Source organism: Bradyrhizobium sp. 40 (genome assembly GCF_023100925.1).
In the GTDB taxonomy this organism is placed as follows: Bacteria; Pseudomonadota; Alphaproteobacteria; order Rhizobiales; family Xanthobacteraceae; genus Bradyrhizobium.
Window position 1 is genome coordinate 4,470,450 of sequence record NZ_CP064688.1, and the last position, 19,158, is coordinate 4,489,607.

The 19,158-nt window shown below is 64.7% G+C and carries 20 protein-coding genes; 9 read left to right on the forward strand and 11 right to left on the reverse strand.

Features of this window, described 5'->3' with window-relative positions; all coding sequences use genetic code 11:
• Window positions 1–152: 152 nt before the first annotated feature.
• From IVB40_RS21860 to IVB40_RS21870, 3 genes are all read right to left on the reverse strand, one after another.
• Window positions 153–1,910 carry an NAD+ synthase gene (locus IVB40_RS21860; RefSeq protein WP_247816245.1) on the reverse strand — a complete coding sequence of 586 codons (1,758 nt, stop codon included), beginning with the start codon at window positions 1,908–1,910 and terminating at the stop codon, window positions 153–155.
• A gap of 92 nt (window positions 1,911–2,002) precedes the next feature.
• The gene (locus IVB40_RS21865; RefSeq protein ID WP_085395859.1) at window positions 2,003–2,356 is read right to left on the reverse strand and encodes a diacylglycerol kinase; all 354 of its coding nucleotides are present in this window, start codon (window positions 2,354–2,356) and stop codon (window positions 2,003–2,005) included.
• Between the two features lie 4 nt (window positions 2,357–2,360).
• Complete coding sequence (locus tag IVB40_RS21870) at window positions 2,361–3,749, reverse strand: 3-deoxy-7-phosphoheptulonate synthase class II (protein ID WP_247286686.1); 1,389 nt, start codon at window positions 3,747–3,749, stop codon at window positions 2,361–2,363.
• A gap of 181 nt (window positions 3,750–3,930) precedes the next feature.
• Between IVB40_RS21870 and IVB40_RS21875 the strand changes: the two genes are divergently transcribed.
• Window positions 3,931–4,827: an alpha/beta fold hydrolase gene (locus IVB40_RS21875; RefSeq protein ID WP_247816246.1), complete on the forward strand. Its 897-nt coding sequence runs from the start codon at window positions 3,931–3,933 to the stop codon at window positions 4,825–4,827.
• Between the two features lie 7 nt (window positions 4,828–4,834).
• On the opposite strand, the gene IVB40_RS21880 is transcribed toward IVB40_RS21875, so the two are convergent.
• Both IVB40_RS21880 and IVB40_RS21885 read right to left on the reverse strand, forming a co-directional pair.
• Window positions 4,835–5,098, reverse strand: a complete 264-nt coding sequence (locus tag IVB40_RS21880) for a hypothetical protein (RefSeq protein ID WP_027517277.1) — start codon at window positions 5,096–5,098, stop codon at window positions 4,835–4,837.
• Between the two features lie 188 nt (window positions 5,099–5,286).
• Window positions 5,287–6,726, reverse strand: coding sequence for an aldehyde dehydrogenase family protein (locus IVB40_RS21885; RefSeq protein WP_247816247.1), 1,440 nt, complete (start codon window positions 6,724–6,726; stop codon window positions 5,287–5,289).
• Window positions 6,727–6,883: 157 nt separating this feature from the next.
• Between IVB40_RS21885 and IVB40_RS21890 the strand changes: the two genes are divergently transcribed.
• Window positions 6,884–7,966, forward strand: a complete 1,083-nt coding sequence (locus IVB40_RS21890; protein ID WP_247816248.1) for a substrate-binding domain-containing protein — start codon at window positions 6,884–6,886, stop codon at window positions 7,964–7,966.
• Between the two features lie 33 nt (window positions 7,967–7,999).
• On the opposite strand, the gene IVB40_RS21895 is transcribed toward IVB40_RS21890, so the two are convergent.
• Window positions 8,000–8,575 (reverse strand): hypothetical protein, encoded by a 576-nt coding sequence (locus IVB40_RS21895; RefSeq protein ID WP_247360383.1) that lies wholly within the window; start codon window positions 8,573–8,575, stop codon window positions 8,000–8,002.
• Window positions 8,576–8,732: 157 nt separating this feature from the next.
• Between IVB40_RS21895 and IVB40_RS21900 the strand changes: the two genes are divergently transcribed.
• Together IVB40_RS21900 and IVB40_RS21905 are read left to right on the forward strand one after the other, a co-directional pair.
• On the forward strand, window positions 8,733–9,671 hold the full coding sequence (locus IVB40_RS21900) for a LysR family transcriptional regulator (RefSeq protein WP_247816249.1): 939 nt from the start codon (window positions 8,733–8,735) through the stop codon (window positions 9,669–9,671).
• A gap of 95 nt (window positions 9,672–9,766) precedes the next feature.
• Complete coding sequence (locus IVB40_RS21905) at window positions 9,767–10,714, forward strand: helix-turn-helix domain-containing protein (RefSeq protein ID WP_247816250.1); 948 nt, start codon at window positions 9,767–9,769, stop codon at window positions 10,712–10,714.
• Window positions 10,715–10,751: 37 nt separating this feature from the next.
• Here the strand turns inward: IVB40_RS21905 and IVB40_RS21910 are convergent, their stop codons facing one another.
• The 5 genes from IVB40_RS21910 to IVB40_RS21930 all read right to left on the reverse strand — a co-directional run bounded on the left by IVB40_RS21910 (window position 10,752) and on the right by IVB40_RS21930 (window position 13,481).
• On the reverse strand, window positions 10,752–11,336 hold the full coding sequence (locus IVB40_RS21910; RefSeq protein WP_027517271.1) for a TIGR00645 family protein: 585 nt from the start codon (window positions 11,334–11,336) through the stop codon (window positions 10,752–10,754).
• A gap of 33 nt (window positions 11,337–11,369) precedes the next feature.
• Entirely contained in the window at window positions 11,370–12,005 is a 636-nt protein-coding gene (locus IVB40_RS21915) for a TerC family protein (RefSeq protein ID WP_247816251.1), read from the reverse strand.
• Entirely contained in the window at window positions 12,002–12,364 is a 363-nt protein-coding gene (locus tag IVB40_RS21920; RefSeq protein ID WP_247816252.1) for a hypothetical protein, read from the reverse strand. The genes IVB40_RS21915 and IVB40_RS21920 overlap by 4 nt, the downstream gene beginning before the upstream one ends.
• A 2-nt stretch (window positions 12,365–12,366) precedes the next feature.
• The gene (locus IVB40_RS21925) at window positions 12,367–12,840 is read right to left on the reverse strand and encodes a tellurite resistance TerB family protein (protein WP_247816253.1); all 474 of its coding nucleotides are present in this window, start codon (window positions 12,838–12,840) and stop codon (window positions 12,367–12,369) included.
• A 260-nt stretch (window positions 12,841–13,100) separates the two neighbouring features.
• The gene (locus tag IVB40_RS21930; RefSeq protein ID WP_027569421.1) at window positions 13,101–13,481 is read right to left on the reverse strand and encodes a nuclear transport factor 2 family protein; all 381 of its coding nucleotides are present in this window, start codon (window positions 13,479–13,481) and stop codon (window positions 13,101–13,103) included.
• A gap of 165 nt (window positions 13,482–13,646) precedes the next feature.
• Here IVB40_RS21930 and IVB40_RS21935 point away from each other — a divergent pair, with 165 nt between their 5' ends.
• From IVB40_RS21935 to IVB40_RS21955, 5 genes are all read left to right on the forward strand, one after another.
• Window positions 13,647–15,404, forward strand: coding sequence for an MOSC and FAD-binding oxidoreductase domain-containing protein (locus tag IVB40_RS21935; protein ID WP_247816254.1), 1,758 nt, complete (start codon window positions 13,647–13,649; stop codon window positions 15,402–15,404).
• Window positions 15,405–15,419: 15 nt separating this feature from the next.
• Window positions 15,420–16,016: a redoxin domain-containing protein gene (locus IVB40_RS21940; protein WP_247286700.1), complete on the forward strand. Its 597-nt coding sequence runs from the start codon at window positions 15,420–15,422 to the stop codon at window positions 16,014–16,016.
• Window positions 16,017–16,066: 50 nt separating this feature from the next.
• Window positions 16,067–17,533, forward strand: a complete 1,467-nt coding sequence (locus IVB40_RS21945; RefSeq protein WP_247816255.1) for a PLP-dependent aminotransferase family protein — start codon at window positions 16,067–16,069, stop codon at window positions 17,531–17,533.
• Between the two features lie 74 nt (window positions 17,534–17,607).
• A complete protein-coding gene (locus IVB40_RS21950; RefSeq protein WP_247816256.1) occupies window positions 17,608–18,234 on the forward strand; it encodes an FMN-binding negative transcriptional regulator in 627 nt (208 codons plus the stop codon).
• 92 nt (window positions 18,235–18,326) lie between these two features.
• Window positions 18,327–19,154, forward strand: a complete 828-nt coding sequence (locus IVB40_RS21955; RefSeq protein WP_247286706.1) for a class II glutamine amidotransferase — start codon at window positions 18,327–18,329, stop codon at window positions 19,152–19,154.
• Window positions 19,155–19,158: the final 4 nt, after the last annotated feature.

Sequence of the window (19,158 nt, forward strand, 5' to 3'; positions counted from 1 at the left end):
CTGTCATGCCCCGCGAAGGCGGGGCATCCAGTACTCCGTGTCATCACTTGGGTTTCGACAACGTCCGCCGCGGCGTACTGGATCATCCGCCTTCGCGGATGATGACAGCGTCGTACGTGACGAACCGTCCATCCCACGACCTTCGGCCAGCCTCACCCCTCGAATGCGTCGATCGAGGCTTTGCTCCCACGCGACACCAGCGTCTCGTCCGGGGCGGCGAGCTGCTCGCCTTTATCGCGAAAGCGGTTGGTGATGGGATAGCGGCGGTCGCGGCCGAAATTCCTGGCCGTCACCTTGACGCCGGGCGCGGCCTGGCGGCGCTTGTATTCGGCGACGTTAAGGAGATGGTCGATGCGGGTCACCATCTCGCGGTCGAAGCCGGCGGCGATGATCGTGTCGAGCGGCTCCTCGCGCTCGATCAGACGCTCCAGGATGGCATCGAGCACGTCGTAGGCCGGCAATGAATCCTGGTCGGTCTGGTTCTCACGCAGCTCCGCGGTCGGCGGACGCGTGATGATGTCGGGCGGGATCACCTCGCCTTCCGGCCCCAGCGCCCCCTCGGGCTTCCACGAATTGCGCAAGCTTGCCAGCCGAAACACCTGCGTCTTGTAGATGTCCTTGATCGGGTTGAAGCCGCCGTTCATGTCGCCATAGAGCGTGGCGTAGCCGACCGACATCTCCGACTTGTTGCCTGTCGTCACCACCATCAGGCCGGTCTTGTTGGAGATCGCCATCAGCAGCGTGCCGCGAGTCCGGGCCTGGAGATTTTCCTCGGTGACATCGGGCGGCAGATTCTTGAAGACGCCGGACAGGATGGTCTCGAACCCGGTCACCGCTTCCGCGATCGGCAGCACCTCGTAGCGGATGCCGAGATGGCCGGCGAGCTCGCCGGCGTCCGCAATCGAGCTTGCCGCAGTGTAGCGATAAGGCAGCATCACGCCATGCACCTGATCGGCACCCAGCGCATCGACCGCGATCGCGGCGCACAGCGCGGAGTCGATGCCGCCGGAAATGCCGAGCAGCACACCAGGAAAGCCATTCTTGGCGACGTAGTCGCGCAGACCCAGCACGCAGGCCGCGTAGTCGGCGTGGTCGCCCTCGGGCTGCGCGGCGATCGGACCGGTGCAGCGCCAATCGTCGCCGCTTCGTGTGAACCGCAGTGTGGTGACGCTCTCCGCGAACGCCGGCAATTGCGCTGCGAGGGAAAGGTCGCCGTTGAGTGCGAAGGAGGCGCCGTCGAACACCAGTTCGTCCTGGCCGCAAACCTGGTTGAGATAGACCAGCGGCAGGCCGCACTCGGTGACGCGCGCGACCGCGACCGACAAACGCACGTCGGCCTTGTTGCGGGCGTAAGGAGATCCGTTCGGCACAAGGATGATCTCGGCGCCGGTCTCGGCCAGCGTCTCGACCACGTTCTCGTAATCCTCGGACTCCTCCAGCCAGATGTCCTCGCAGATCGGCACACCGATGCGCACGCCGCGCACGGTGACGGGGCCGGCCGCGGGGCCACGCGAAAACAGCCGCTTCTCGTCGAACACGCCGTAATTCGGCAGATTACATTTGAAGCGCAGGCCAGCGATACGACCGCCATCGAGCAGCGCGCAGGCATTGTAGAGCCTGCCCTCCTCGACCCAGGGCGTGCCGATCAGCATGGCCGGCCCGCCATCGGCGGTCTCGCGCGCCAGCGCTTCGATCGCAGCGCGGCAAGCTGCCAGAAAGGAAGGCTTCTGCACCAGATCTTCCGGCGGATAGCCGGCGATGAACAATTCCGGAAACAGCACGAGATCGGCGCCGTCGGCGGCTGCCTGCATGCGCGCCGCGCGCGCTTTCGCGGCATTTCCGTCGATGTCGCCCATGGTCGGATTGAGCTGGGCGAGCGTGACCGCGAATGCGTTGAGACGTTCGGTCATGGCGCTCCGATCAGAGCATGATCCGGAAAAATGTGAAGCGGTTTTCCGAAAAGATCATGCTCAAAACAACAACCTAAAGCGCGATTAGCACTCTAGAGAAATCCCAATCGCTCGATGATGGCGATGATCCAGAACGCGCCGGCCATCAGCAGCGCAACACCGACCGCGGCCGACCCCATGTCCTTGACCCGTCCGATCTGCTTGTCGTGATCCATGGTCAGCCGGTCGGCAAGCTTCTCGATCGCCGTATTGAGCAGTTCGACCACCAGCACGAACGCGACCGCGCAGATCAGCTCGACCGCGCGCATCGCGGTCGCGCCGACCAACCACGCAAGCGGCAGCGACAAGAGGAGCGCAACGATCTCCTCGCGGACCGCCTGCTCCGAGCGGAACGCAAAGGCCAGACCGTTACGGGAATTGATCGTGGCCTTCCAGATCCGCAGCAAGGTCTTAGAGCCCCGCTGCGGCCGGCATCGGCCTGACCTTGCCGGCGCGTTCCTGCTTGAGCAGTTCTGCGACCAGGAAAGCCATGTCGATGGATTGCTCGGCATTGAGCCGGGGATCACAGACCGTGTGATAGCGGTCGTTGAGATCCTCGTCAGTGATCGCGCGGGCGCCGCCGAGGCACTCGGTGACGTCCTGACCGGTCATCTCCAGATGCACGCCGCCGGCATGGGTGCCTTCCGCGGCGTGAATCGCGAAGAACGACTTCACCTCCGACAGGATGCGGTCGAAGGGCCGCGTCTTGTAACCTGACGTCGAGGTGATGGTGTTGCCGTGCATGGGGTCGCACGACCAGACCACCACTTTGCCCTCGCGCTTCACGGCGCGGATCATGTTCGGCAGGTGCTCGCCGATCTTGTCGGAGCCGAAGCGGCCGATCAGCGTCAACCGGCCCGGTTCGTTGTCGGGATTGAGCACCTCGATCAGCTTCAGCAGTTCGTCGGGCTTGAGCGAGGGTCCGCATTTGAGCCCGATTGGATTCTTGATGCCGCGGAAATATTCGATATGGCCGTGGTCGAGCTGGCGGGTGCGGTCACCGATCCAGATCATGTGACCCGAGGTCGCGTACCAGTCGCCGGTGGTGGAATCGACGCGGGTCATGGCCTGCTCGTAGCCGAGCAGCAGAGCCTCGTGGCTGGTGTAGAAATCGGTGGCGCGCAGCTCCGGGTGGGCCTCGAGATCGAGGCCGCAGGCACGCATGAAATTGAGCGCATCGGAGATGCGGTCGGCCAACTCCTTGTAGCGGCGGGACTGCGGACTATCCTTGAGGAAGCCGAGCATCCACTGATGCACGCTGCCGAGATTGGCGTAGCCGCCGGTCGCGAAGGCACGCAGCAGGTTCAGCGTCGCGGCCGACTGGCGATAGGCCATCAGCTGGCGCTGCGGATCAGGGACACGCGCTTGCTTGGTGAAGGCGATGTCGTTGACGATGTCGCCGCGATAGCTCGGCAGCTCGACACCGTCGATCTTCTCCATCGGCGAGGACCGCGGTTTTGCGAACTGGCCGGCGACGCGCCCGACCTTCACCACCGGGACGGCGCCGGCATAGGTCAGTACCACCGCCATCTGGAGCAGCACGCGAAAGAAATCGCGGATGTTGTTGGCGCCGTGCTCGGCAAAGCTCTCGGCGCAGTCGCCGCCCTGCAGCAGGAAGGCCTCACCGGCCGCGACCCGCGCCAGCGCCTTTTTCAGATTGCGCGCCTCGCCCGCGAACACCAGCGGCGGAAAGGTCGCAAGCTGCGCCTCGACGTCGGCCAGGGCCTTGGCGTCGGGATAATCGGGCACCTGTAGCACCGGCTTGCTGCGCCAGGACTCGGGCGTCCACCGCTCGGACATCGCAATCTCTCCGTGAAGCAAAAAGCACAACCTGATCTGTGGGTTGCGAGGGTCGCCTTATACACAGGCTGGCCACCGGCCGCCAGTTGTAAATCCATCTGGCACTGCAAAGCCTTGCGGGGAAAGCCAAATTCGCATTTGCTGGGAAACGGCTTGGAAACTGGCAAGATACCTTCGGCCCATGGACGTGGCACTGGACGACGTTTTCATCGACGAGATCAGCTTCCCGGCGACCGACGGGTATGCGCTGAGCGGTACGCTATTCTTGCCGCGCGGCACCAAACGTCATGCCGTGTTGGTCAATTCGGCGACGGCCGTCCCGCGAAAAATCTATCGCGGCTTTGCCTCCTATCTCGCCCATCGCGGCTGCGCGGTCCTGACCTACGACTATCGCGGCATCGGGGACTCCCGGCTGCCGGCGATGGTTGGCTACAACCAGCCGAAATCGCTGGTCGGCTTCAAGGCCTCGATGTCGGACTGGGCCGCACTCGACGTTACCGCCGCAGTGCACTGGATGCGCGAGCGGTACAACACTCTCCCTCTCGCCTATATCGGCCACTCCTTTGGCGGCCAGGCCCTCGGTCTAATCGCGAACAACACGGAGATTTCGCGCGCCGCGTTCGTGGCCTCGCAGGCCGCGACCTGGCGGCTGATGACGTCACCGGAAAGATACCGCGTCTTTGCCTTCATGAATTTTGTCGGTGTGCCGCTCGTGCACGCGCTCGGTTACGCGCCGGGCTGGGCCGGCATCGGTGAGGATTTGCCCAAGGGCGTCTTCCTGCAATGGGCCGAGTGGGTCTCGAGCCCCCGCTATCTCTTCGATTCAAAGCTGCCTGAGCTGGAGAATTTCGCCAGGTTCAAGGGCGAGTTGCGCACCCTCTGCTTCTCCGACGATCCCTGGGCGACGCGGCCCGCGGTCGAGCTGCTTGCGAGCGGATTCACCACGATCAAGCCGGAGGTGCTCGACGTGAAGCCGTCCGACGTCGGCGCCAAGGCGATCGGCCATTTCGGCTTCTTCCGCCCCGACCACCGCGACACATTGTGGCGCGGCGTCGCGGAATGGATCCAGGGAGAGTAGACGGCGCTTACCGGAGGATCGTGGTCAGCGACGAGTAGCGCTTGTTCGGCTTGGCCTCGCCCGGCGCGAATTGCGCAAACGCCTCGCTGACGCGGACGGCCGGCGGCGTATCACCGGCGAAACGAAACTCCTTCGGCCGCGGCGCGTAGAAGCTGGCGCTGTAATAGGCGTCGTCGAAGCGCGCCTCGCCGACCCCGAACACTGCGTCGCACGCGAACAGGAGCGCATAGACTCCCGCGACCGCGACGACGACCTCCCTGAGAACTGACATGCTGATGCCCCACCCTGTTGCAGGCAGGATGCACGCCGGTTCCAAAGCCGGAGTTTAAGGCCGCACAGTTCTTGTCCGCAGGGTTTGCCGCCGCTGAGCGGAATGCAGACAATTCTATCGATCTCGAAAAAAGAGCCCGCCTGCACGTGGGGGGCAGGCGGGCTCCAGGCTTGGCCGCTCGGGAGGTATCAGACGGCCAGATTCATCCAGACAGCCTTGGGCTCGGTGAAATTGTCGAGCGCGGCGGTGCCATGCTCGCGGCCGAGGCCGGAGTCGCGCTCGCCGCCCCAGGGCAGCCGCACGTCGGTATAGCCATAGGTGTTCATCCAGACCGTGCCCGCGCGCGCCTGCTTGGCGAAGCGCTGCAGCTTGCCGATGTCGCGGCTCCACACGCCGGCGGCGAGGCTGTAGGCCGTGCCGTTGGCAATCCGCAAAGCGTCGGCCTCGTCCTTGAACTTGATGACGCTGACGACGGGCCCGAAGATCTCCTCCTGCGAGATCCGCATCTCGTGCGCGACATTCGCGAACACCGCGGGGCTGATGAAGTAGCCGCGGTCGCCGACCTTCTCGCCACCGGTGACGAGGGTCGCGCCCTCCTTCCGGCCGATCTCGACATAGTCGAGGATCGACTTCATCTGCTTCTCTGAGATCACGGGACCGAGCGTCGTCTTGCGGTCGAGCGGGTCGCCGATCCTGAGCGACTTCGCGCGCGCCGCCAGTCGCTCGACGACCTCGTCATAGGCCTTCTCCTGCACGAGCACGCGGGAGCCGGCCGAGCAGACCTGGCCGGCGTTGAAGAAGATGCCGGAAGCCGCAGCTTTCGATGCGGCTTCGAGATCGGCATCGTCGAAAATGACGTTGGCCGACTTGCCTCCCAGCTCGAGCGAGATGCGCTTGAAGTTGCTTGCGGCGGCCTTCATGATTCCCCGCCCCACACCGGGAGAGCCGGTGAAGGTGACCTTGTCCACGTCAGGGTGATTGACCAGCGCGTCGCCGACGACCCGGCCGGGGCCAGTGACGACGTTGAAGACGCCCGCCGGCAGGCCGGCTTCGAGCGCGAGCTCGGCGATGCGTAGCGCCGACAACGAGGTCAGCTCGGCCGGCTTCATCACGATGGTGCAGCCGCAGGCCAGCGCCGGCGCGAGCTTCCACATCCCGATCATCAGCGGGAAATTCCAGGGCACGATCGCCGCGACCACGCCGACCGGCTCGCGCACGGTGTAAGTCAGGGCATCATCGCGCACGGGCACGACGTCGCCGCTGATCTTGTCGGCCCAACCGGCGTAGTAGATCAGCGTGTCGACGGCGGCCGGAAAATCCTGCCGCGATGTCGCGGAGATCGGCTTGCCGGCGTCGATCGACTCGAGCTCGATGATCTCCTCGGCGTGGACCTTGAGCAGGTCTGCCCAGCGCAGCAGGATCTGGCCGCGTTCGGACGCCCGCATCGTGCGCCAGGGACCTTCGAAAGCGCGGCGCGCGGCGGCGACCGCATGCTCCACATCGGCCTCGTTGCCTTCGGCGACGACGGCGATGACCTGCCCGGTGGCCGGATTGAGCGACTTGAAGGTGCGACCGGAGCTGGCGGGGACGCGGCGGCCGTCGATCAGCAGATGCTGTGGGCGGGACATGAACTCGCTCGCAGGCGAATGTACAAAGCATATGCAACAGACATCATATTTTCTCCAGTTCTGGTATACCAGACTAGGCGCCTAGGGGCGGGAGTAAATATGATATGGATTGCAAATGGACCACCATCATATGAAGTGCAGTTCATAAGGAAGACCGATGCTTCAGATCGAGATCGAGGCCGTCTGGCGGTTTCGCCGCGAAGGGAATCCGCGCACCGCCATCGTCATGCTCGGCGTCCTCAACGAGATCAGGAGAACCGGGAAGATCACCAGCGCGGCCAAGGACGCGCATCTCTCCTATCGCCATGTCTGGAATCTGATCGAGCAATGGTCGGAGTTCTTCGGCACGCCGCTGGTCGAGACCCAGCGCGGCAAAGGCTCAAAGCTCACACCGTTCGGCGAGCGGCTGGTGTGGGCGGGCGAGCGCATGCAGGCCCGGCTCGGACCTCAGCTTGAAAATTTGGCGCAGGAGTTGGCAAGCGAGATCAAGCCATTCCTCGAGCAGCGCCCGTCGGTGATCCGCGTGCATGCCAGCCACGGCTTTGCGGTCGCAAAACTGCGCGAATTCCTCGACCGCGAGCCCGGCATCGGCGTCGATCTGCGCTATGTCAGCAACCAGCATTCGCTGGTCTCGCTGGCGCAGGGCGCCTGCGATCTCTCCGGACTGCATCTGCCGCACGGCGCGCTGCGCGCCCAGGGCATCAAGGCTGCGCGCGAATGGCTCGATCCCCGCGAGGATCGCATCATCAGCTTCGTCACACGCGAAATGGGATTGATGGTCGCGCGCGGCAATCCGCTGCGCATCGCTTCGCTTGATGATCTCACCGGACCCAAAGTCCGCTTCGTGAACCGCGATCACGATTCCGGCACGCGGCTTCTGTTCGACCAACTGCTTGCGGCAAACGGTATCGACGAGAGCCGCATCAACGGCGCGCAGCAGATCGAATTCACCCACGCCGCGGTCGCAGCCTATGTCGCGAGCGGCATGGCGGACGCGAGTTTCGGCGTCGAAGCCGCGGCCCGGCATTTCGGCCTCGATTTCATCCGGCTCCTGACCGAGGATTATTTCTTCGTCTGCAAGCGCGCGTTCCTGGACACCGAGCCGATGCAGCGCATCCTGGAGATCATCCGCAGCGCCGATTTTCGCGCGGCCGTCGCGACACTACCCGGCTACGTGCCGTCGGACACGGGCACCGTCACCGGCGTGAAGGCGTTTCTGGAGATGCACGCTGTGCGATGATGCCGAAGGATGCCGTCGCCTTGTCCGCGCCGGTCAGATCGCCGGCTCGTCCTTCAGCGCCGACAGGACCCGCTCGCCTTGCGCGGTCAGCCGGTACGTCACCAGCGGACGGCTCGACGGCGGCTTTCGCGCGAGCTCGACGATGTAGCCGCGCACCATCAGGGCTTCGAAGCTGCCGTAATAGCCGAACATGCTGATCTGGTTCTGCCTGAGCAGCTTGAACTCGCGCAAGAGACGGATCTCGTTGCCCGACAGCAGTGAGCGGCGCACGCGTTGAACGAACCGCGCGCGCTGCTCGAACCAGGCCTGGTCCGGCAGTTCGTGCGAGGCCGGTGCCGGGGCCCGTTCGCAGAGACGCGCGTCCTGCGCAATCTCAACCATCACCTGCGGCAGGCTCGGCATACTGCTGGTGACAACCGCGTCCTTCGCAACGTCGAGCAACGCGAGCGGCCAGCGCCGCTTGTTGTCCACCATAACAGGCGGTGGCACGACGCTGTCGCGCACCAGTTGCTCGAAGCGTCCGGCGGTCACGCCGACATAGGCGGCCGCGCGACGGCGATCGACCAGGCGCGTGTCCGGCGCGACCTCGCAAACAATGTTCTCGTCCACCCCGAATCCCCTGGCGCCTCGTTGCGCATGGCATGACGGTCTGGCGGGACCGGCAATCCGGCGGCGAACCTAGGTGGGAGGAGCGCGCTCGAAAAGCACAGAATTTCGCACATGTTGATGCCGTTTCAGCAACAGCTATAGTCCAGCCGGGGGTCCCATGCGCTTTCACTCACCGGCCATCCAGTACTTCCACGCCGTTCGCCGCACCGGTTCGATCCGGGCCGCGGCGCGCCTGCTGAACGTTGCCTCGTCGGCCGTAAGCCGCCAGATTCTCAAGCTTGAACAAGAGGTTGGGTCACCGTTGTTCGAGCGCAATGCGCGCGGCCTGACGCTGACGACGGTCGGCGAGATGTTGGCCCGGCACGTCATGAACGTGCTCCAGGACCTCGACCGCTTCCGCTCGGACGTCGCGTCCCTGTCCGGGACGTGGCACGGCACTGTCAGCATTGCCTGCATCGAGTCGCTCACGGAGTCGGTGCTGCCGGACCTGATAGCCGCCCATCGCGGCCGCGCCCGGCGCGTCAGCTTCACCACCGAGGTGAAGGGATCGTCGGATGTGCTGGAGGCCCTGAGCCGCGGCGAGGCCGACATCGGTATCGCCATGGCGCTTCGCCATCCGCCGGATCTGCGCCAGGTCGCCTTGAAGCGGTTTCGCCTCGGCGCGGTCGTGGCGTGCGATCATCCCCTGGCGCGCGGCAAGACGGTCACGCTGACCCAATGTCTCGCCTTTCCAGTCATCCACGCGCTGCCGGAGCTATCGATCTACCATCTGCTCCAGCCGCTGATCGCGCAGCTGTCCGAGACGCCGGAGCCTGCCATCCAGGCCAACTCGATCGACCTGATGCGCGAGCTCGCCGCGCGCGGCGTCGGCGTCGCCTTCCAGACCCAGCTCGGCATCGACCGACTGTCGCGCGACAGCCGGCTCGTCTTCCTGCCGCTCGACAACGCCGGCAGTCCGGTGTGGTCAGATCTCGGCATCTACGTTCGCGCCGAGCGCACCCTGCCCGCCCACACGGAATCCTTCCTCCAGGAGCTGGTACGCGAATTGGGCGAGCGCGAGCGGCGGGAAAACGTGGCCTATCCGCAGGTTGCGTGATGAAGCGTCGCAGTAGTCTTCCGGGATAGGGCCGATGGTCGACCATCTGATACCGTTTGTATTTTGCGGCTGATCCCTCACGCCAGGATTCCGAGATGCCGCTATGTCGGCTGAAGCCTTCGCGAATCCTCGGCATCGAGCGCTTCTCGGATTTCGCCGAGTTTCGCGCCAACGAGGTGCTCGGCCTCGGCATCAGCACGCCGCTCCGCCCGCGCGAATTCTCGCTGTCTCGCGCCATCCTGCCGCTCCAGGATGGGCTGTTCGTGCTCCAGCGCTCCTTTGCACGGCGGTTTGAGGCCGAGATCGGCACGGACAATGGTGTCGGCCTCGTTGTCCCCCTCGCGTTTCACTCCACCTCCAACGGCCGCGAGGTCGACAATTCCACGATTGCCATGATGCGCGGCAAAGCGCCCGTAGATGCGATCGAGCATCATCCCAACACTTACCTGATGCTGCGCTTCAACTCGGACATGCGTCATCGCGGCTGGACGGATTTCGACACGGGCCTCGCATATGTTCGCGCGCAGGACCATCCGATGGCGCGCCTGCGTACCGCTATCCTGGAGATGTTCTCGCTCGCCTCGGCGTGCAACGATCCCCGGCAATTCGAGGCGCTCAACCGACCCATCCAGGAGACGCTGCTCGCCTGCCTCGACGATGCGCTCGCGCCGGCAGGCGGGCTAACCGCGCGACGCGGATCGTTCGCCAAGCACCGCAAGCTGATCGCGCGCCTCGACGAAATGGTCATGTGGTCCGGCAGCAAGGCACTCTACAGTGACGACCTCGCCTCTGCGCTCGGCGTATCGGTGCGTACGCTCCAGACGGCCGCGCACGCAGTGCACGGCGTGAGCCTGCACCACTATCTGCGCCTCAAGCGGCTGTGGTCCGCCCGCATCCAGCTCATGGTCGGAGGCGGCGGCATGAGCGTCAAGGCCGCAGCGCTCGGCAACGGCTTCTGGCATCTTGGTGAGTTCTCGCGCGGCTACAGATTGGCGTTCGGCGAGACGCCCTCCGAGACGCTGGCGCGGAGCCGACGTCCCTGAGCGCAGCCTTCGGTCTTTGAGCGGCCGTGTGTCACACTCAGCCGTGGCCGGCTCCCTTGCGCTGGCCGCTATCGCCGAGGCGGTCGACCCAGGCGATGCCGATCGCGGAGATGATGAAGGTCAAGTGGATCAGCACCTGCCACATCACGCCGCTCTCGGTGAAATTACTCCGCGTCGTGCCGAGATTACCTGCCTCGATGAAGGTCCTGAGCAGAGAGATCGAGGAGATGCCGATGATCGCCATCGCAAGCTTGATCTTGAGCACGCTGGCGTTGACGTGGCTGAGCCATTCGGGCTCGTCCGGATGACCGCTGAGGTTCAGGCGCGAGACGAAGGTCTCGTAACCGCCGACGATCACCATCACCAGCAGGTTCGAGATCATCACGACGTCGATCAGCCCGAGCACGACCAGCATGATCTGCTGCTCGCTGGCGTCGAACGAGTGCACGACCAGGTGCCAGAGCTCCTTCAGAAACAGCAGCACATAGACGGCCTGCGCGACGATCAGGCCGACATAAAGCGGGACCTGCAGCCAGCGCGAGCCGAAGATGAGTTGGGCAAACGCGCCGATTTGCGGCGCCGGCACGGAAACCGCCGAAGGTGCTTTGGGTTCGGACGTCATTGATCACTCCGGATGATGGACAGGCACGTTGCCTCAGAGACTCGCGATCACAGGCGCGAGCTCGAGCGACCCGCGATAGATCATCTCGAAGGCGACGTAAACGATGATGGCGAGGCCGACATAGCCGATCCAACGCTGCTTCTGGAGCACGCGGCCGAGCAAATCGGCGGCAACGCCCATCAGCGCGACCGACAACAGCAGGCCGAAGGCGAGGATGTAGGGATGCTCGCGCGCGGCGCCCGCGACCGCGAGCACGTTGTCGAGCGACATCGAGACGTCGGCGGCGACGATCTGCACGGCCGCCTGTCTGAAGGTCTTTCGGGAGGCAGGCGCGGCGCTACTGCCGCCATGGCTGAACGCAAGCTCGTTCGCGTGCGCGGACTGCTCGCGCAGCTCGCGCCACATCTTCCAGCAGACCCAGAGCAGCAGCACGCCGCCGGCGAGCAACAGCCCGATCACTTGCAGAACCTGGGTCGCGACGCCGGCAAAGACGATGCGCAAGACGGTGGCGGCTATGATGCCGACGACGATGGCGCGCCGGCGCTGCTCAGCCGGCAGGCCGGCTGCGGCAAGGCCGATGACGACGGCATTGTCGCCGGCGAGCACGAGGTCGATCAGGACGACCTGAAGCAGCGCGGTCAGCGCTTCGGTGGTGATGAATTCAGTCATGACCGGTCATTTTTCGGTGCGGCAGGATCGAGCCATTGCGGCTTCTTCCGCTCGACCCAATCCAAAACCTTGCCGCGCGAGGATCGCAGTGCGGGAACGTCTTCTGCGAGCAAAGCGAGGCCGAGCGGGAGCATCCAGATTCCGAGCACCGGCAGGAACGAGAGCACGCCGCCGGCAATAAGCAGCGCGCCCGAGGGGATTCTCACCCAGCGGCTGGACGGCTTGAGCAGATAGGTGACGGTGTCACCCATGCGTGGCGGGAGGCGACGGACGAGCTTGTCGAGGCGCGGGTCGCCGCCGGCCATCTGGCCGGTAGCACCCGCAGTCCCTGTCTTATCTTCGTCCGAAACTACGCTCATGCTTACTCCTCGGCGGCGATGCGTTGTTCGGCCCGCACTGCACCCGGCGCCACCTGCTTTGCGCGCGGCAGCACCAGCGTCAGCAGGCGCAACAGCTTGATCGCCTGCACTTCGTGGGGATGCACGTCCTCGTCGGCGGCCGCGACGCGCTCCGACAGTTCGATCAAATGAGCCGACAGCGGCAGGTCCGAAACCGGACGCAAATTCTCGATCACCACATTGGCGAAATCCGGCTCCTCGAGTCGTTCGGCAAGCTCGTCGAACATGGCGTAGAGCCGGTCCTCCGATATGTGCGGTGCGAGCTTGCGATCCCGGATGAAACGGACGACCTCGTCGCGTTCGACCGGCGAAACTTGGCGGTCGGCAACCGCAACCAGCGCGCCGACGATCACCAGCGCCACCGCAGCCTGCTCGTTCAGGCTGGACGGCTCGGTGATCTCGATTTCGATCGGATTGGAATGCTTGGCGTCGGACATCGTTGCTCCCTTATCTTGCGAAATGACCGCACGGAGCTGCGATGGGGACGATTGGGTCGGAGAGACTCTCAAGAAGGCCCGACGATCGGCCGATCCATCGCATTCGCGCGGGACAGGTGATCCGACATCACGAGGTTTGCCGACAGCGTCGGCGTCCTCGCCAGAGGGGCCCGGATTCTTGTTCCTTCCACACATAAAGATGGGACTGTCGGAATCAAGGCGACGCGACTGCGACCAGCCGCCGCATCGGGTTCCGTGTGTTACTCCACCCGCTCGACAAGATGCGCCCGCGAGGGCGAGGGCTCGAACCTGTCGCCGAAATACTGCGTCTCGTGCGCCACCAGGCCGTCGCGGAATTCCATGATGCTCACCACGTAAGACGGCACCCCGTCATAGGTCAGCACGAATTCGCTCACCCAGAGATCGTTACCGCCGACGATTCGCCGAACCGTGAAGCGCTTCTTGTTCGGTTGCACGAACCGGCTCTGCTGGATGTTGCTGCGACCGCGGATGCGCTCGCCGGATTGCGGATAGTCGAGCACCGCGTCCCCGCGATAGATGTCGTGCTCGGCCTCGAAATCGTTCGCATCCGAAGCGTCCCAATGCCGCTGGAGCGCGGCCAGCTTGCCCTGATCATCCATCGTGGCCTCCCGTTGTCCCGATTGCGTTGGCGTTACGCCATCTCAGATTGGCCTCAGGGCCGCCGGTGGCAAGGCTTGCTCGCAACCTCTAACAACGACTAACGAGCCAAAAACGCCCTCTTGCTGCAAGGATGACGGCAGAACCGCGCAGCCAGATCGGGAACAATGGCACGTCTGCTTTCAATCAATGTCGGCCTGCCGCGCGACGTCGCCTGGCAGGGTCGGACCGTCCACACCGGCATCTGGAAGGCGCAGGTCACAGGCCCGCGCAGGGTGCGCCGGCTCAACATCGATGGCGACGGCCAGGGCGATACGGCCGGTCATGGCGGCGAACATCGTGCCGTATTCGTCTATCAGGACGAATCCTATCGGTACTGGCAGGAGCATCTCGGTCGATCGAACCTCGTTCATGGCCAGTTCGGCGAGAACTTTACGGTCGAGGGCCTCGCCGACACCAACGTGTGCATCGGAGACCGCTACAGGATCGGCTCTGCCCTGTTCGAAGTGACGCAGCCGCGCGTCACCTGCTACCGGCTCGGCATTCGGATGGACGAGCCGGACATGGCCGCGCTGCTGGTCAGGCACGGGCGGCCCGGATTCTATTTCCGTGTGCTCGAGGAAGGCGACGTCGAAGCCGGTGACGAGATCAAACAGATCGCTGTGGGACCCGAGCGCATGAGCGTGTTCGAGGTCAATGCGATGCTTTACCTGCCGCCGCATCCACGCGAACGCCTGGAGCGGGCGCTGCGGATTCCCGCGCTGAGCCGCGGGTGGCAGCGTTCATTCGCGGCGCTGCTCGAGCAGCAGAAGGACAACAAGATCGCGGGAAACACCGGACTTGGGCCGGCGGCGAGCCCTCCTCCGGCCTGGCGCGGATTCCGCTCATTTCGCGTGGCGCGCAAGATCGCCGAAAGCGGCAACGTGACGTCGCTGATCCTCGAACCCGCCGACGGACATCCCGTGGCGGCCGCCCTGCCCGGTCAATTCGTCGTCATCAGGCTCGAACCTTCCGCTGCGCAGGCGATGACGCGCAGCTATTCGCTGTCGAGCGGCGCCGATGCCGCGTCCTATCGCATCAGCGTCAAGCGCGAAGCGCACGGCGCCGCCAGCCGCTACATCGCCGACGAGCTGGTGGACGGCGCTGCCGTGCAGCTCGGTGCGCCACGCGGCAGTTTCACGCTCCGGCAAGATGCGCGCCCCGTCGTCCTGCTGAGCGCCGGCATCGGCGTCACCCCGGTACTCGCAATGCTCCACGCCCTCGCCGCCGAAGGGACGACGCGGGACGTGTGGTGGCTGCACGGCACCCGCAACGGCCGCGAACATGCATTCGCCGCCGAGGCGCGCGAGTTGCTAGGTGGGCTCTTTCGTCACCATAGCCACGTCTGCTACAGCGCGCCTGACCCGGACGATCGTCTCAATGTGGCGTTCGATACAGCCGGACATCTCGACGGACGCCTGCTCCAGACCCTGAGTGTGCCCCGCGACGGCGATTTCTATGTGTGTGGACCGGCAGCTTTCATGAGCGATCTGAAAGCTAGCCTCGCCACGTTGGGCATCGCACCGGATCGCATCCACACCGAATTGTTCGGCGCCGGACCATCCTTGACGCCCGGCATAGCGTCCTCCCCGCAGAAGCGAGCGCACTCGCCGGTTGGCGCTCCTGGCCCCGGCCCGATGGTTTCGTTCGCCCGCAGCGGCCTCAACGTGTGCTGGGGACCGGCCTACGCCAGCCTGCTGGAATTGGCCGAAGCTTGCGACGTCCCCGTGCGCTGGTCGTGCCGGACCGGCGTCTGCCATAATTGCGAGAGCGGATTGATCGCGGGGACGGTCGACTATGCGCCGGATCCGCTCGATCCTGCGGCGGACGGCAATGTCCTGATCTGCTGCTCACGGCCCCGAAACAACGTCGTGATTGATCTGTAAAACTGGGAGAGCGTAATGCGACCTGATATGATACCGGGAGTAACTTTCCCTGATTACGAGCTCAGCGACCACACCGGCAAACATCGAAAGCTCTCCGAGCTGCAGGCGGGCGATCCGATGGTGCTCGTGCTCGGCCGCGGTGGATTTTGTCCCAAGGATCGCCGCCAGGCCGAAGGCTTGCTGCAACTCCATCGCGAAATGGAGGTGGGCTATTGCCGGATGGTCACGATCACGACCGACAATATCACCCAGACCAGTGAATATCGCAGCGGCGTCGGAGCGCACTGGCCCTTCCTCTCGGATTCGCGGCGCCTCGTTCAGAAAGATCTCGACATCGCCGAATACACCGACCCCGTCCATAATCCGATGATTCCGCACGTGGTCGTGCTCGAGCCCGGCCTTGTCATTCACAAGATCTATAACGGCTACTGGTTCTTCGGCCGTCCAACCGTCGAAGAACTCCGCCAGGACCTCAGGGCAGTCGGCATGAAGTGCCGGCCGGATTGGGACATCGCGGCGCCCGGCCTCAGGGCACTGTGGGACCAGGGCCGCAAGGAGCATTTTCATCCCTACGGCAAGGCTTACGTCGAAACTCTCGGCGAACGGGACTAGAACCACATTCCGACATCGTCCGCTCGGGCGAATGCCGGCTTGGAATGTGGATGATCCAGATGAAGACCAATCCTGCTCTCCGTGCCGACCGCATGGGCGCGCGCCAGATCTACGAGCTCTTGAGAGATCAGATCCTGGCGGGGGTGTACGGGATCGACGGGTTGCTGCCGTCCTCGCGCGCGCTGGCCGGCGAAATGGGCGTGGCACGCTCGACCGTCACGATCGCCTACGAACAGCTCGCCGCCGAGGGCTTCATCGAGACACGCCATGGCGCGCGGCCGCGGGTGGCCCGCGCCGTAGTCGAGCGGGGACACGCGCGCATCGTGTCGCGAGCGGCGGCGCGGAAGGTGCGGCTGTCGGCCTTCGGGGACCGATTGCTTCAAGACCCGCCGCGCTGGACCGAGCCGCCGCGCGGGCTTGTCGCGAACTTCCGCTATGGCGAGCTCGCGCCGTCGGATTTCCCGGTAGTGGCCTGGAAGAAGGCCGTGACTGCCGCGATGGCGCGCAAGCCCGAGCGGCTGGCCTATGACGATCCCTGCGGCGCGCTGCGGCTGCGGACCGCACTCCAAGGCTATCTCTGGCGGTCGCGCAGCGTCCGCTGCGAGGTCGATCAGATCGTCGTCGTCAATGGCTCGCAGCAGGGCCTCGACATCTGCGCGCGCCTGCTGCTCGACGCCGGCGACCGCTTCGTGATGGAGGATCCCGGCTACCAGATGGCGCGGCACACCTTTGCGGCGACGGGCGCGGAGACGATCCCGATCCCGGTCGACGCGGATGGACTGGAGACCACGCGGCTCGACGGCGTCGAAGCCCGCCTCGCCTATGTCACGCCGTCGCACCAATATCCGCTCGGCGGCGTCATGCCGATCGGACGCCGGCACCAATTGCTCGCCTGGGCCAGGGCAAACGACGCCTACGTGATCGAGGACGATTACGACAGCGAGTATCGCTACGACACGAAGCCGATCTCGCCCCTGCACGCGCTGGCAGGCGGCGGCAATGTGATCTATCTCGGCACCGTCTCCAAGACGCTCTCGCCGACCTTGCGGATCGGCTATCTTGTTGTGCCCGCCGCCCTGCGATCCCTGTTCGCCGCGGCCAAGCAGATCATGGACCGGCACACGCCGCTGATCGAACAGGATGCTCTCGCTTCGATGCTCGAAAGCGGCGCCTATGACGGCCACATCAGGCGCGTGCGCCGGCGCAACGCCGAACGCCAGCGGGCGCTGCTCGACGCGCTTCGCCGCAGGTTCGGGGATCGCGTCCGGATCGAGGGCACTGCCGCCGGCCTGCACATCGTGGCGTGGTTCAACGAACTGCCGCAGAAGCGAGAGGACGCGTTGATCAAAGCGGCCCATGCCAAGGGCGTCGGCATCTATCCCGTCTCGGCACTGTTCGTCGGACCTCGCCGACCGCGCAAGACAGTCGGCCTCGTCATGGGCTATTCGGCACTGGAGGTGTCACAGATCGAGCGCGGCTGCAGGCTTCTTGCACAGGCGGTCGCCGAACTGGACTGATAAAACAGACGATAACTGGCAGTTTCTTATAGGCCAGATTCCGGCTATCTCCAGACCAACATCGGAGATAGACCATGTACATCCCTCCCGCCTTCAAGGACGACATCGAGAGCATCCGGGCGACCATTCACGGCGCGCGCCTCGCCAGTCTGGTCACGGCCACCAGCGAAGGCCCGGTCGCCACGCCGCTGCCGCTCTTTCTCGACGAGGGCGAAGGCGAGCATGGCGTGCTGTACGGACATGTGGCGAAAGCCAATCCGCAATGGAAACTGCCGCCGATCGGAGATGCGCTGACGATCTTTGGCGGTCCCGACGCCTATGTGACGCCGTCCTGGTACGCAACCAAGCAGGAGACAGAAAAGGTCGTGCCGACCTGGAACTACGTCGCGGTGCATGCCTACGGCCCGGTCGAATTCTTCCAGGAGCCCGAGCGCCTGCTCGAGGCCGTGACGCGGCTCACGAACAGGCACGAAGGATCGCGTGCCAGGCCTTGGGCCGTTACGGATGCCCCTGCGGATTTCATCGCTGCGCAGTTGCGCGGAATCGTCGGCGTGCGCATTCCCGTCGTGCGGTTCGAAGGCAAGCGCAAGATGAGCCAGAACCGTCCCGAGGCCGACCGCGTCGGCGTCGCACAAGGTCTCGCAGCTAGCGAGAACGCGGGTGATCGCGAAGTTGCGCAATTGATTCCGGTTCCGGTGTAGTGGCCACCTGGTTCCCGACACTCGCTGTCGGGAACCATCGTCCTGTCAGGTTCGTTGATACATTTCAGCAAGCATCTCCTGACAGGATTCCCATGTGTCGCTGGATCGCATACCGGGGCGAGACCACGTCTTTCGAACCCTACGTCACCGAGCCCGAGCATTCGCTGATCGCGCAAAGCATCCGCTCGCTCCAGTCGACCGCCGGCTCGAATGGGGACGGCTTTGGTCTCGGCTGGTACGGCGAGCATCCGGAGCCTGGTCTTTATCGTGAAACACGCCCGGCCTGGTCGGACGAGAATCTCCGCTACCTCTGCCGCCATTTGCGCTCGCATCTGTTCTTCGCTCATGTGCGCGCCGCAACCGGCACGGCGGTGACGCGGCAGAACTGCCATCCCTTTGCCTGCGGCCAGTGGATGTTCATGCACAACGGCTTCGTCGGCAGCTGGAACCGCCTGCGGCGCAAGGTCGAGGCGCTGATCCCCGATGCCTACTACCCCTCGCGGACAGGCACGACCGATTCGGAAGCCGTGTTTCTCGCCATGATGGGCGCGGGACTCGATGCCGATCCACTCGGCGCTACGCATCGCGTGCTGCGATCCCTCGTCGGCCTCGTCAACGAAGGCGAGCTTCGTGAGCGGCTGCGCTTCACCAGCGCCATCGCCAACGGCCGGGATCTCTATGCCTTCCGGGTCGCCGTCAACGATGCCGCCAACACGCTGTATTTCCGCGAGGCCGGCGGCCAGGTCATCGTGGTGTCCGAGCCGTTCGACAAGGAAACGGACTGGACAGAAGTGCCCCCGAATCACGCGCTGGTCGCACGTGCGTCCGAAAGCGCGAAAATTGTTCCGTTCGACCTTGCAATTTCCGGTGGGGCCGACGCGGAACCCGCCCCTGTCAGAAGGATTATCGCCCGCAGGTAAATAC

Coding starts and splice junctions, on each gene's coding strand:
- IVB40_RS21925 (WP_247816253.1), bottom strand. CDS start 12,840: ATGTCCGACGCCAAGCATTCCAATCCGATCGAAATCGAGATCACCGAG.
- IVB40_RS21940 (WP_247286700.1), top strand. CDS start 15,420: ATGCGACCTGATATGATACCGGGAGTAACTTTCCCTGATTACGAGCTC.
- IVB40_RS21875 (WP_247816246.1), top strand. CDS start 3,931: ATGGACGTGGCACTGGACGACGTTTTCATCGACGAGATCAGCTTCCCG.
- IVB40_RS21955 (WP_247286706.1), top strand. CDS start 18,327: ATGTGTCGCTGGATCGCATACCGGGGCGAGACCACGTCTTTCGAACCC.
- IVB40_RS21935 (WP_247816254.1), top strand. CDS start 13,647: ATGGCACGTCTGCTTTCAATCAATGTCGGCCTGCCGCGCGACGTCGCC.
- IVB40_RS21885 (WP_247816247.1), bottom strand. CDS start 6,726: ATGTCCCGCCCACAGCATCTGCTGATCGACGGCCGCCGCGTCCCCGCC.
- IVB40_RS21890 (WP_247816248.1), top strand. CDS start 6,884: ATGCTTCAGATCGAGATCGAGGCCGTCTGGCGGTTTCGCCGCGAAGGG.
- IVB40_RS21930 (WP_027569421.1), bottom strand. CDS start 13,481: ATGGATGATCAGGGCAAGCTGGCCGCGCTCCAGCGGCATTGGGACGCT.
- IVB40_RS21910 (WP_027517271.1), bottom strand. CDS start 11,336: ATGACGTCCGAACCCAAAGCACCTTCGGCGGTTTCCGTGCCGGCGCCG.
- IVB40_RS21870 (WP_247286686.1), bottom strand. CDS start 3,749: ATGTCCGAGCGGTGGACGCCCGAGTCCTGGCGCAGCAAGCCGGTGCTA.
- IVB40_RS21905 (WP_247816250.1), top strand. CDS start 9,767: ATGCCGCTATGTCGGCTGAAGCCTTCGCGAATCCTCGGCATCGAGCGC.
- IVB40_RS21950 (WP_247816256.1), top strand. CDS start 17,608: ATGTACATCCCTCCCGCCTTCAAGGACGACATCGAGAGCATCCGGGCG.
- IVB40_RS21920 (WP_247816252.1), bottom strand. CDS start 12,364: ATGAGCGTAGTTTCGGACGAAGATAAGACAGGGACTGCGGGTGCTACC.
- IVB40_RS21900 (WP_247816249.1), top strand. CDS start 8,733: ATGCGCTTTCACTCACCGGCCATCCAGTACTTCCACGCCGTTCGCCGC.
- IVB40_RS21860 (WP_247816245.1), bottom strand. CDS start 1,910: ATGACCGAACGTCTCAACGCATTCGCGGTCACGCTCGCCCAGCTCAAT.
- IVB40_RS21880 (WP_027517277.1), bottom strand. CDS start 5,098: ATGTCAGTTCTCAGGGAGGTCGTCGTCGCGGTCGCGGGAGTCTATGCG.
- IVB40_RS21945 (WP_247816255.1), top strand. CDS start 16,067: ATGATCCAGATGAAGACCAATCCTGCTCTCCGTGCCGACCGCATGGGC.
- IVB40_RS21915 (WP_247816251.1), bottom strand. CDS start 12,005: ATGACTGAATTCATCACCACCGAAGCGCTGACCGCGCTGCTTCAGGTC.